The following is a 12,931-nucleotide window of genomic DNA, read 5'->3' as shown; positions in this document are numbered from 1 at the left end:
AATCTAGTTCGTTTTGGTTCGCGCCGCTACCAGCCGCTTGGCGTAGGCAAGCGCCGTTTCCAAGCTGGCCTGGTCTGCAATCCCCCGGCCCGCGATGTCGAAGGCCGTGCCATGATCTGGGCTGGTGCGGACGAACGGCAGGCCAAGCGTGATGTTCACGCCCTTTTCCAGCCCGAGATACTTCACAGGGATCAGCCCTTGATCGTGGTATTGTGCCACCACAACATCGAATCGGCCTTGACGTGCTTGCATGAAGACGGTGTCGCCCGGATAAGGGCCAGTGGCGTCGATGCCCTCGGCTCGGGCCGCGTCGATTGCAGGTTGTATGATCCGGATTTCCTCGTCCCCGAAGAGGCCGCCTTCACCTGCGTGCGGATTGAGACCTGCTACGGCGACACGCGGGATCGCGAAGCCGAGAGCTTTTCCACCGTCGTGGGCGAGCCGAATGGCGGATAGCTGAGCGTCGAAATCGCCCTGTTCGATCGCCTTGCTCAGCGACGTGTGGATCGTGACGAGCACCGTGCGGATGTCATCGTTCGCAAGCATCATCGCCACGCGCTTGGCGCAGCCGTAGTCGGCCAGAATTTCGGTATGGCCGGGGTAGCGGATTCCCGCGCTGGCCATCGCCTCTTTATTGATCGGGGCCGTGACGATGCCGCTCACTTGTCCGGACTTCGCTGCTGCGATCGCTGCAACGATGGCGTCGAAGGCCGCCTGCCCGGAGATCGCGCTGATACGCCCGATTGGTGGGGACCCGGTAATGCGGGTGGTTTCGATAACTTCAATTCGCCGCGGCTCGAATTGAGCTGCATCGGCAGCGTTGATGCGTCGCACCTCGATGTTCAACCCGAGCCGGCGTACAATATCCTGCATGACAACATAGCTGCCGAACACGACGACGCGTTCGCCGCCCTTCGCAAGCACCTTCGCCACGATCTCCGGTCCAATGCCGGAGGCGTCGCCCATCGTGAGAGCAAGCGGGGGAATGTTCTTCATTGGGTTGCTCCACGTATCCGCGCGACGGCGCGCGTCAGGGCGTCGTCACTGCCAAAGCCACCGGCCTTCATCGCGAACAGGAGCGAGCGCCCATCGCCAAGCCTGGCGAGACCAAGTGGGAATCCGGGATCGAGTTCTTGCAGGATCTCGAACTCACGGACGTTGAGAAGATCCAGGATCGCGTCCATCGTGTCGCCGCCGGTGGCGATCAAAGCGCCGAAGCGTGGGCTTTGAAGCTCTTGCGCTGCGTCTTGTGCGATACGGCGCAGCACCGCTGCCGAGTCCGCCTCGCGCGCCCTTGGTCCGCGCAGCAGCATCACGCCCCTGACCTCCTGGAGTTGGTCTGCCTGCTGATGACTGCGCAAATTTGCGCTCCCAATGACGACCAAGACATCGCTACTGATGCCATCGAGCAATGGCGGTGGGGTCTTCGCTTGCACAAAACGCCGCGATAGGGCTGCAGCCATTCCGGGAGAACCAACCCAAAGGACCGACTCTGGATCCTCGATGGAAGCAATCTGCGAATCGAGTTCTTCCTGCGTTTCTGCATCAAGCAGCCTGACATTCTTGATGCAGTTGGGGACCAGGTCGACTAGCGCGGAATGCCGCACGGGATGCACGGGGTCATGGCTATACGCACTTTCCGACACCGGGATGCCGTCAACGAACTGAATGCCCCTCACTGTCGTACGTCCGGCCTGGGGGAACGCCGGCGCGAAGAGCAGCGATTTGCGGCCGCTCGCCGCAAAACATGCTTCAAGCTCCTCCGTTATGTGGCCGCGTAGAGTGGAGTCCACCGTTTTATAGAGCACGGCACGGCTGGCAAGTCGTGCGGTCAATCGAGCGACCGCCTCGAACGCTTGCGACGAAGTAGCAGACCGCGAACCGCTATCGACTGCGATTACCGCTGCCGCTTGGTTCGGAAGCTGGCGTCTGCCGATCGATGCAGTCAAGCCGCGGGCGACGAAAGGTGCTGCGCCATCTGCCGCGCTGGTGAGGTCATCGGCGAGGACCGCTATGCTGGGTTGATGATGGGTGCGCATGCATCAATTAACAAAACGTCGCCAAGTATGAATAGCGATAGTTTCTGACGAAATCGGTGATAGATTGTCACTGATGGATCGCTCGGACATACCTTCGCTCGACGACCTGCGAGCGTTCGAAGCAACAGCGCGGCTGGGTTCGGTCCGGCTTGCAGCAGACTCGCTTGCGCTCACGCACGGCGCCGTGAGTCGCCGTATCACCAAACTCGCCCATGACATCGGGGTCAGGTTGTTTGAAAAGAATGGGCGAGGCCTGCGGCTCACCCCGGCTGGCGAGACACTCAACCTGACTCTCGGGAAGTTCTTCGGTGAGTTGGCCACCACAGTGCAAAGCCTGCGTACCGCCAATGCCGGGAAGAATGCCCTTGTGCTCTCCTGCGAGCCTTCAGTTGCCATGCGTTGGCTTATTCCGCGCCTGGCGGCGCTTCAAGTGGCGCATCCGAACATGGCCCTCCACCTCTCCGTGGGTGGTGGGCTTGTGGAATTTCGCAAGAAACAGGTCGATCTCGCTATTCGACGGCTGGACTTCGCTGTGCCCGAGACATGGAACGTCCGGACCCTTTTCCCCGAAACGGTTGGGCCCGTTATGAGGCCGGAAGTGGTGCCAGCGTTCGAACGTGGCGACTATCTCGCTCTCGGGTCGAAGACTCGACCTGACGCGTGGGCGCAATGGCTGAAGACCCATCCGTCGGCGCGTCGACCCACAGAAATGCGATACTACGACAATCACGCGCTGATCGTCGAGGCAGCGTCCGCAGGCTTGGGTGTAGCCCTCAGTCCGCTCGTACTCGCGGTTGACGATGTGGAACGAGGAAGCCTGGCGGCGCCTGCTGGCTTTGACCCCGACGGCAGTCAATATGGGTTGATATGGTTGGGGTCGAGTGAACTGCAAGGTGTGGAGTTTGAACTCGCAGAGTGGCTCCAAGCGCAGTTCAGCGGCCTGAGCCCCCAGCACCTTTGAAAGAGCGCCCTGCGAGCTTCGCCTAGCTGAATGTGGTCGACCGGCATCGAAAAGCAGCAACCGAGCATTGATAGGCCGGGTAGAGTTTCTCGATGAGCGGCACAGTTTGCCGTGCTTGGTTCCGCACTACCATTTTACAGGCATCCTGATGAGGCATCGCATGGGCGCATCACGGGCTTCGTACAGGTGACGCCGGTTACTACCTACCTTCAACGCCTGGATGGGTGCCAATCCATTTCAAATGCGGAAAATCCCGGCGCGGCGGATCGTGCAAATTCCTGTGACAAGGAATGCCGTGCCCGCCTTGGACAGGTCGGCACGGCGGCTGGCCTCATTGCTCATTCATTTTTGGGGCAATCACTCTCAGACTCTCACCTATCCCACGCTATCATCATCAGGCCAAACAGAGTGAAATGCCAATTCGGACGCTCTTTTCAGAAGTTCGTGCTGCTCGCGGGCCAAGTTTCGATGACTCTGCGGAAACAGAACAGTCAAACTGGCTGAAAGAACGGAGCCAACCTCTTTATGGCGGGCAGGCTCCAGAGGACATCCGATAAGGCACAGTTTGCCCCATCGGTGAGTTCTCCAAGAAAAGGGAACACAGTTCGGTACACGGCCGGATTTTCATAAGGGAGTGGCCTGGATGAGCAGAACCCGTCTCTCGCGGCCTCAGCGTGCGAAGCGTCGAGATGCCCAGGCTACGGCTGTTGCGGTGAGGCGCTTCTGCTCAAAGGGCGATGATGCGGTCCGCAACAGCGTGGACCCGCTCGGTTGAAGGGGATCTGATCCAGATGGTCGCAAGCATCCAGGCTGTTGCCCCCCATGACATAGCGCTTTCGGTGCGCGATCTGACCGTAAGCCTGCCGGCCGGGATGGAGCGGGTCCATGCGGTCGAGAATATCTCGTTCGATCTGAAACGCGGCCAGATCCTCTGCATCATAGGCGAGTCCGGATCAGGCAAGTCGGTCACGGCGAACGCGATCATGGGGCTCCTGCCCAAGGTGATCCGCCTCTCATCGGGTTCAATACAGTTGGAGGGGATGAACATCATCGGCATGTCGCCCGACAAGCTGCGCAACCTGCGTGGTCGGGTCGTGTCGATGATCTTTCAGGATCCGCTCTCGGCGCTCAATCCCCTGATGACCGTGGGCGCGCAGATTGACGAGGTCATGGCCGCGCATGGATACGGCACGCCAAAAACCTGCCGCGACCGCGCCATCGAGCTGCTCACTGAAGTGGGCCTGCCTGACCCCGAACTCATGTATCATCAGTACCCTTTCCGGCTTTCGGGCGGGCAGCGACAGCGCGTCATGATCGCCATGGCCTTGGCGCTCGAGCCGACGGTGCTGATCGCCGATGAGCCAACCACTGCGCTCGACGTGACCACCCAGGCACAGATTCTGGAGTTGATCCGCGACATTCAGCGCCGCAAGGGCATGAGCGTGATGTTCATCACCCACGATTTTGGCGTGGTGGCGGAGATCGCCGACAGCGTCGTGGTGATGGAAAAAGGTCACATCGTCGAGCAGGGCAGCGCCGAGCAGGTGCTGAAGTCGCCCAAGCATCCCTATACGCAGCGCCTGATCGCGGCCGTACCGCATCTGACCGGCGAAGATCGCCCTCGTGCGGAAGCCGCCAGCAAGGAGCCGATCCTGAAAGTCGAAGGTCTGGTGAAGACCTATCGTGGCGGCAGCGCGCTATTCGGAGCGCAGCGGATTGTGATGGCGGTGAACGAGGTTTCGTTCGAACTGGCGCAAGGCCGCACCCTGGGCGTCGTAGGCGAGAGCGGTTCAGGAAAATCCTCGCTGGGCCGGCTTCTGATCAAATTGCTGGACAGCGACGGCGGCGAGATTTTGTTCGAGGGATCTGACATCGCCAAGCTTTCCGAAGCGAAGTTCCGCCCACTTCGACCGCGGATCCAGATGATCTTCCAGGATCCCTTCGCGTCTCTGAACCCACGCTCAACGGTCGGCCATATCATCACGGTCGGTCCGGTGGCACACGGAATGCCTTACGCCCAAGCGCGCGAGGAAGCGCGGGCGCTCCTGGCCCATGTCGGTCTCGATGTCGGCGCCTTCGGCCGCTATCCGCACGAGTTCTCGGGTGGGCAACGCCAGCGCATAGGCATCGCGCGCGCGCTGATGTTCAAACCGAAGCTGCTCATTGCCGATGAGGCGGTTTCCGCGCTCGACGTGTCGATCCAGGCGCAGATCCTGCAGCTTCTGGACCAGATCCAGCGCGAGACTGGCGTATCGATGGTCTTCATCACGCACGACCTGCGAGTCGCCAGCCAAATCTGCGATGAAATCGCCGTGATGCAGAAGGGCCGGATCGTCGAGCGCGGACCGCCCTCGCAGATATTCCTGAACCCGCAAGCAGCCTACACGCGCCAACTCGTGGCGGCGATTCCGGGGGAGCGGCCAGGCAATGCCCGTGCCATTGCAGCAAACGCATGAAAAATAACAAGAGAGGAACTACGATGACCAAAAATGCAACGACTACATCCAACTATTCGAGACGCCAGGCACTCCGACTGATGGCGCTAGGGGGGGCTGCAGGCTTGATCGCGCCCAATCTTCTGGGCAAGTCCGCTTTCGCCAAGACCCCTGCCACGGGCCCGGCCGGTCGCGTCGTCGTCGGCCTCTCACAAGAGCCGACGGTGTTCAATCCGCTGATGGCGCATATCGAAGTCGATGACGCGGTCCATTTCTCGGTTTTCGATGCGTTGGTCAGGATGGATGCCGAAGGTGTCCTTCAGCCGAACCTCGCGGCCGAGGTGCCAAGCCAGAAGAACGGCGGCATTTCGGAGGATGGTCTCAACTGGCGCATCCGGTTACGTGACAATGTTCGCTGGCACGACGGCGAGCCCTTCACGGCCGAGGACGTGAAATTCACCCTTGAGCTCATCACCAACCCGAAATTTCGCGCTTGGCGTACAAGCGGCCATTCGCTCGTGCAGGACATTACGGTGGTTTCGCCCACCGAGATCACCTGGCGGATGAAGGAGGCTTTTGCGCCCTATCTGTCGTTCCTGGCCGAAACCTTCATAGTGCCCAAGCACATCCTGGGGAAAGAGGGCGATCCGAATACAGCGGCGTTCAACCAGGCGCCGATCGGCACCGGCGCTTTCAAGTGGAGCCAACGGGTAGCCGGCGACCATATCGAGCTCGTCGCCAACCCCGAGTATGCCGGCGAGGGCCCCTATGTCGAGCAGCTCATCTTCAAATACATCCCCGATATGACGGTGCTCTACACGCAGTTCAAGAGCGGCGACGTCGACCTGGTCGATCAATCCTACATTACCGCCGACCATTATGCTGAAGCCCGCGAATTGCCAGACCGCGTGGTGACACTGGAGACCGGCGCATCCGTGGAGTCGATCTACCTCAATCTGGGGCGCCCGCAGTTCAAGGACCTGGCAGTGCGCCAGGCGCTTTACGCCGCAATGGACAGGAAAGCGATCGTTGACACGATCTATTACGGCGTGGGCACTCTCACCGAGACCTTCATGCCGAAGGAGTCCTACTACTACAATCCGAACCTGCCCGCGCAGGAATTCAATATGGACCGCGCGCGACAAATTCTGGATGAGGCCGGCTGGGCGCCAGGCCCGGATGGAATTCGCGCCAAGGATGGAGTGCGACTGTCCTTTGCCAATTCGACGACGTCAGGCAACAATCTTCGCGAGCAGACGCAGCAGTTCCTGCAGCAGACGTTTGCCGAGATCGGCGTCGAGATGACGATCTCGAACTTGCCGGCTGCGGTCATGTGGGGCGAATTCTGGCTGAAGTCGCAGTTCGACACCGCCATGGTGGGCGTTACCTATCTGATTGCCGCGGACCCCGACGCCACAAACCGCCTCCATACGAAGGCAATCGCTGCTCAAGGCGGGCACGGTTCGAACACCGGGCAGTATTCCAACCCCGAAGTCGATGCCCTGCTTGAAAAGGGTGCTCGCAGCTTCGATCAGGAAGAGCGGCACGGGATCTATAACCGCGTGCAGGAAGTGGTGCGTCACGATCTGCCCTTCCTGCCGCTGTTAGCGATCACCAACGTGCTCGGACGCAAGGCAGGGTTGGACGGTTTCAAGCCCAATGCCAACACGCGCACCGCGTCGTGGCATGCCGCAGACTGGCGCTGGAAGGCCTGATCCATCCTATTGCCGTCGCCGGATTTCACTGCGGCGACGGCAACAGCCTAAAATCGCCAACCCACAACGGAGGACTCAGAATGCGCGGCTTCCTGCTCAATCGCCTCTCGCAGAGCCTGGTGCTGCTTGTGATCGTTTCGATCATCGGCTTCGGCATTCTGAACCTCCTCCCGGGCGGCCCACTGGCGCAATTCGGGCTCGATCCCGGAATGACCCAGCAGGATATCGAGCGGCTGAAGGGATTGCTTGGCCTCGATCGGCCTATATGGATCCAATACCTGGACTGGGCATGGCGGCTGCTGCAGGGCGACTGGGGACACTCCTTCCGCGACGGAGCGCCGGTATTGCAGATCATTGGCAGCCACGTGTTCGCCACGCTGCTGCTGATGGGATCTTCAACCGTGATTGCGATCTCCATTGGCGCCTGGATTGGAATTCGGGGCGCCACACGCCGCTACTCGCTATTCGACTATCTAGCGACTGTCGGTGCCATGATCGCTTTGTCGGTCCCTACCTTCTGGTTCGGACTCGTCGGCATCTACATCTTTTCCCTGAAGCTGGGCTGGCTGCCCGCGGGCAATATGTCCGAGATCGGAGATGCCTCGATCCTGGGATATCTCCACCATTTGATCCTGCCAAGTATCGTGCTGTCGCTGGTCCATGTCGCGATCTGGAGCCGCTACATGCGGACGGCGACCCTCGACGCCATCAGCCAGGACTTCGTCAAGACGGCTCGGGCCAAGGGATTGAGCGAACGGCGGATTCTGATGAGGCATGTCGTCGGCAACGCACTCTTGCCGATGATTACCTTGGCCGGGATGCAGCTTCCCAGTGTTCTCACCGGCGCTCTGGTGACCGAAACCGTCTTTACCTGGCCGGGAATGGGACGGTTGTTCCTGGATAGCCTTGGCTATAGCGACTATCCGGTTGTGATGGGGCTTTTGATGTTCTCGGCCATCCTCGTTCTGCTTGGAAACCTAATCGCCGACATTGTCGTCGCTATTGTCGATCCACGTATTCGCCTGGCTTGAGCGCGCAACTTCCCCGACAGGAGACAGCCGATATGACCGCTCTCACCGCAAATGCAGCTCCAAGCCGATGGACAAACAACCGCGCGGCGCTTCGTTTCATGAGACACCGCCTGGCGCTGCTCGGGTTGGCGATGATCATTTTCCTCGTGCTTGCTTGCGTGCTCGGCCCCCATCTACTGCCTTATGACTCACTGTATATCGATCTGCGGGCCCGCTTTGCCCCACCGCTGACGGGCCACCACTTTCTGGGCACTGATCCGCTTGGCCGCGACCTTGCGGCAAGATTGTTGATGGCGGGACGAATCTCGCTGCTGGTGGGTTTCTTCGCCATGGTGTTGTCGACCCTCGTCGGCACGCTTGTCGGCGTGATCGCCGGCTATCGCGGCGGCTGGATCGGGGCGACGCTGATGCGCACGGTCGATGGCTTCCTGTCGTTCCCTTCGATCTTTCTGCTCCTGGCGCTGGCTGCGGCACTGAAGCCCAGCCCTGTGATGATCACCGTCATCATCGCCCTCACCAGTTGGATGGAGGTTGCCCGTATCGTGGAAGCGGAAGTCCGCTCGTTGCGGGAACGCGAGTTCGTCCTGGCCGGGCGCATGCTGGGATTGAGCGGCACCCACATCATGTTCCGCGAGATACTGCCCAACGCCATGGGACCCATTATCGTTGCTTCCACCCTGACGGTCGCGCGCGCCATTCTGATGGAAGCCTACATCAGCTTCCTGGGCTACGGAATTCAGCCGCCATTGCCCAGCTGGGGCAACATGCTCAACGGCGCCCAGCAATATCTGGGCAGCGCACCTTGGCTGGCCATCATTCCCGGAGCTGCAATCACCATCGCGGTGACCAGTTTCAATTTCATTGGTGACGGACTGCGTGACGCGCTGGACGTCCGGGACGACCATATTTGAAGTGCCGCGAGCGGCCGCTTTCTTAATCCCTGGAACATCAAGAGAAGTCAGTCACGTGCAAGAGCCCAAAGTCGCCGAAAAGAACACGCCCTACTGGTGGGAAGCGGCGCCCGTCATGCCGCTGCCGCGGCAGCCGCTGGCAAAGAAGCTCGATGTGGTGATTGTCGGCGCCGGCTATGCCGGGCTTTCGGCTGGGCTTGTGCTGGCGCGCGAGGGGCGCTCGGTCGCCGCTTTCGATGCGATGCATCCGGGCGAGGGTGCTTCCACGCGCAACGGCGGGATTACGAGCGGCAGCATCCGGCCGGACCATGCCACGATCACCCGGCGCTTCGGTGAAGAGAAGGCCATGGCGATCGAGGCCGAGGGCAAGATCGCGCGCGAATTCCTCTACGACTTCATCAAGACCGAAGGGCTCGACTGCGACTTCCGGCTGGTTGGCCAGTTCAAAGGCGCTTTCGGGTATCAACAGTATGAGATAATGGCGCGTGGCGCCGAGACACTGGCGAAGAAACTGGGGATCCAGTCCTACGCCGTTCCGCATGCCGAGCAGCGAAATTATATCGGCACCGATTTCTACCGCGGTGGAACCGTCCGGATGGACATTGGCGCGCTGCATCCCGCAAAATTCCACGCTGAACTCCTGCGGGTGGCGCTCGGATCCGGGTTGACGGTCCATTCGCATACAGCGGTCAAATCGATCGAGAGGAATGGTTCGGGGTTCCGCGTCACGACACCGGCAGGGACGGTGGATGCACGGCAGGTTCTGGTCTGCACCAATGGCTATACCGACGGCGCCGCTCCGTTCCTGCGTCGCCGCTTGGTTCCGGTCCGCAGCCGGATCATCGTGACCGAGGAACTTGCGCCCGATGTCATGGCGCAACTGATGCCGAAGCTGATGACGATCACCGAAAACCGGCAACTCGGTTTTTATTATCGTCCCTCGCCCGACGGGAAACGCATTCTGCTGGGCGGGCGCGACAGTTCTCGCGTCGGCGATCCGGTGGCGCCGAAACTTCTGCTACGCAAGGGCTTGGTGAACCTTTTCCCGGAATTGGAAAACGTCCGCCTTTCGCATTGCTGGTTCGGCAACGTGGCGATGAACCGCGATATGCTGCCCCGCATCTTCGAGAAGGAAGGTGTGGTCTATGCCACCGGCTTCTGCGGTTCGGGCGTGGTCTGGGCGCCATGGATCGGCATGCGTGCGGCCCACAAGCTGATGAGGCATGGCGAGCAGTCCCGCACGGCGTTCGACTTTCGACCGCCTTCGGCCATCCCGCTCTATCGCGGCGATCCGTGGTTCATGCCTGCGATTATCCAGGGCTACCGGTTGCAGGACCGTATCGCCTTCTGGCGCGCCAGCCGCTGACGGCCAAAGGTGACGGCCTTTTTTGACTATTCGTCGCTGCGGCCCGGCTGGAGGCACCGCGGAGCTTGAGGGCGCTGGCGAAGCGCTATGGAATCAACCAGAAGACCGTCGCGAAGTTGCAGAGTCGAATCTGTGTCCTCGATCTGCCGATTGGGCCGAAGGAGGCGCGGTCGACCCTGCTCACGGTCGATGAAGAGGCCGTCATCGTCGCCTTTTGACGCTATACGCTGCTGCCGCAGGATGACTGCTTCTATGCGTTGCAGCCGACGATCCCGCATCAGGGCAAGCAGCACAAGTTCGTCGCCATCTATCGTACCTCGAAGGGCGCCTTCATGGAATTGCATGAGAAGGCCACCACTGTCGTCTCCCGAGAGTTCCTGCTCCGGCTGATCGCGGCCGTTCCCCATAAGATCCACACAGTGCTCACCGACGATGGAATCAGTTCACCACACCTAATGCCGGAGGCTCGGCCGTGCCGCAGATCAATGAGGCTATCGCCAACGGCGAACGCTTCTGGGCGCACGCCTTCGAATATGCCTGCGCCACGAACGACATCGAGCACCGTACGACTAAGGCCAAGCATTGGACCAATGGACAGGTCGAGAGGATGTACCGCACGATTAAGGACGCCACGGTCAAACGCGTCTACTAGGGAAGTCACGATCAGCTCAGGTAACACCTCGGACTTCTTCGCCGACTACAACTTCGCACGCAGGCTCAAGACCCTCAAGCGCGTTCCAACGGACTCGCGAAGCGGTTACGCCGCCCTGCGCCGAACTGGAACTCGGTCGGGCTTGAGCAGATCGTATCGGTCAAGGGATCAAGAAACCGCACATCTGGCGAAGTCCTAGATGATTTCGGCACATTCTTTCGAGCGCACGATGCGATGAAGGGCTGATCGGAACTTTGCTTCCGCATTCATGGCAGCCGAGGTTGGTTGGAACATGTCGCCCCGAGTCGAGCGCATTCACAGCGATGAGCGTCTCCCGGCCGAAGTCGACGTCGTCATCGTCGGCGGCGGCATCCTCGGCTCTACGGCCGCCTATTTCCTGGCGAAGCGTGGCCTCTCTGTGGCTCTGCTAGAGAAGGGCCACGTCGCCTGTGAACAATCGAGCCGAAACTGGGGTTGGTGCCGTCAGCAGAACCGCGATCGGCGCGAACTGCCGCTCTCGGTGATCTCCATGCGACTGTGGGACGAGCTGACGCGCGATATCAATCGGGACCTTGGATTTCGACGCTGCGGTCTCGTCTATGCGACTCACGACGAGGCTGTGCTCGCCGGCTGGGAAAGGTGGCGCGAGGTCGCCAGGGAGTACGAGGTCGACACCCGCATGCTGAGCCGGGCGGAGGTGGCCGAGCGCGTCCCCGAAGCACGCGACAAATGGGTCGGCGGGACCTATTCAGACCGGGATGGTAAGGCAGAACCTGCGCTCGCCGCGCCGGCTATCGCCGAAGGGGCCAGAGCTCTGGGCGCCACCATCCACCAGGAATGCGCCGCGCGGGCGCTCGACTTGGCCAATGGCAAGATTGCGGGCGTGCACACGGAGAAGGGCTACATCAGAACCGGCGCGGTGCTGTGCGCCGCTGGCGCCTGGTCCTCGCGCTTCCTTAGGCCGCTCGGGATCAGTTTCCCCCAAGCAAGCATCCGGCAGACCGCGCTGCGTTCCACCCCGACAATCAACATAGGCGAGGCGGTCTCCACACCCTACTGCACGATCACGCGCCGACTGGACGGCAGCTATACGCTTGCGATCAGCGGCAAGGCGAACCTCGAAATCACGCCCCAAGCTATCCGGTATAGTCGGGAATTCATGCCGCAATTCTTGCGTCGCCTAAAGAACGTCAGGCTCGGCATCGGCCAATCGTTCCTTTCGGGGCCGGATTCAATGCCGGCGCTGCTGACCAGCGACGATCGGATCTTCGAACAGAATCGGGTGCTGGATCCTCCACCCTTAAAATGGCTGGTAAGCCAAGTGGTGGAGAGTGTCCGGAAGACCTTCCCCCAACTCGGCGACATAGAGATCGATAGTGCCTGGGGCGGCTTCGTCGATTGCACGCCGGACGCAGTGCCTGTGGTGTCGCAGGTGGACGCGGTGAAAGGTCTCGTCCTCGCGGCGGGCTGCTCGGGCCACGGCTTCGGTTTGGGCCCGGGGCTTGGCTATCTGGCCGCAGAGCTGGTCGTAAACGACACGCCTTGCGTCGATCCTACACCGTTCCGCCTGTCGCGTCTGGTCGACGGCTCGAAGCTGGACATCGCCGCTATCTGAAGATCAGTGGGAAGTCAGGCCTGACGCGCACCAACAAGCGCCGCTATGGCCTGCAGGACAAGATCGCCTGGTGGCGGGCCCAACGCTGACGGCTAAAGCTGGCGGCCCATTGACCATGCGGCGCTGCGGCCCGGCTGAATGATCGCGTCTCCAACGAAGACCATCACATGCACTACATCTCCACACGCGGCCATTGGTTGGGACTA

General features: G+C 60.9%; 9 protein-coding genes and 1 pseudogene. 8 read left to right on the top strand and 2 right to left on the bottom strand.

What is annotated here, in order from left to right:
• Positions 1–3 precede the first annotated feature (3 nt).
• Positions 4–996 (bottom strand): 4-hydroxythreonine-4-phosphate dehydrogenase PdxA, encoded by a 993-nt coding sequence (gene pdxA / locus FJ953_RS18240; RefSeq protein ID WP_140523343.1) that lies wholly within the window; start codon positions 994–996, stop codon positions 4–6.
• Complete coding sequence (locus tag FJ953_RS18235; protein WP_140499539.1) at positions 993–2,039, bottom strand: four-carbon acid sugar kinase family protein; 1,047 nt, start codon at positions 2,037–2,039, stop codon at positions 993–995. The genes pdxA and FJ953_RS18235 overlap by 4 nt, the downstream gene beginning before the upstream one ends.
• Positions 2,040–2,112: 73 nt before the next feature.
• On the opposite strand from FJ953_RS18235, the gene FJ953_RS18230 reads away from it, so the two are divergent.
• The 8 genes and pseudogenes from FJ953_RS18230 (at position 2,113) to FJ953_RS18195 (ending at position 12,725) form a co-directional block, all read left to right on the top strand.
• Positions 2,113–3,000: a LysR family transcriptional regulator gene (locus FJ953_RS18230; RefSeq protein WP_140499537.1), complete on the top strand. Its 888-nt coding sequence runs from the start codon at positions 2,113–2,115 to the stop codon at positions 2,998–3,000.
• A gap of 791 nt (positions 3,001–3,791) precedes the next feature.
• A complete protein-coding gene (locus FJ953_RS18225) occupies positions 3,792–5,456 on the top strand; it encodes an ABC transporter ATP-binding protein (protein ID WP_140624917.1) in 1,665 nt (554 codons plus the stop codon).
• 23 nt (positions 5,457–5,479) lie between these two features.
• Positions 5,480–7,150, top strand: coding sequence for a peptide ABC transporter substrate-binding protein (locus tag FJ953_RS18220; protein WP_140499533.1), 1,671 nt, complete (start codon positions 5,480–5,482; stop codon positions 7,148–7,150).
• An 80-nt stretch (positions 7,151–7,230) separates the two neighbouring features.
• Positions 7,231–8,181: an ABC transporter permease gene (locus FJ953_RS18215; protein WP_140499531.1), complete on the top strand. Its 951-nt coding sequence runs from the start codon at positions 7,231–7,233 to the stop codon at positions 8,179–8,181.
• Positions 8,182–8,213: 32 nt separating this feature from the next.
• A complete protein-coding gene (locus FJ953_RS18210; RefSeq protein ID WP_140499530.1) occupies positions 8,214–9,092 on the top strand; it encodes an ABC transporter permease in 879 nt (292 codons plus the stop codon).
• A gap of 55 nt (positions 9,093–9,147) precedes the next feature.
• Positions 9,148–10,458 carry an FAD-binding oxidoreductase gene (locus FJ953_RS18205; RefSeq protein WP_140499527.1) on the top strand — a complete coding sequence of 437 codons (1,311 nt, stop codon included), beginning with the start codon at positions 9,148–9,150 and terminating at the stop codon, positions 10,456–10,458.
• A 62-nt stretch (positions 10,459–10,520) separates the two neighbouring features.
• Positions 10,521–11,131: pseudogene (locus FJ953_RS30890) on the top strand (IS481 family transposase); the annotation flags it as partial.
• Between the two features lie 271 nt (positions 11,132–11,402).
• Complete coding sequence (locus FJ953_RS18195; protein ID WP_140499813.1) at positions 11,403–12,725, top strand: FAD-binding oxidoreductase; 1,323 nt, start codon at positions 11,403–11,405, stop codon at positions 12,723–12,725.
• The last annotated feature ends 206 nt before the right edge of the window (positions 12,726–12,931 follow it).

The sequence above is a fragment of the Mesorhizobium sp. B2-3-6 genome (genome assembly GCF_006442305.1).
Classification (GTDB): Bacteria; Pseudomonadota; Alphaproteobacteria; order Rhizobiales; family Rhizobiaceae; genus Mesorhizobium.
Note: the sequence above shows the minus strand (reverse complement) of the source record. Positions and strands in the feature narration are given on the sequence as shown.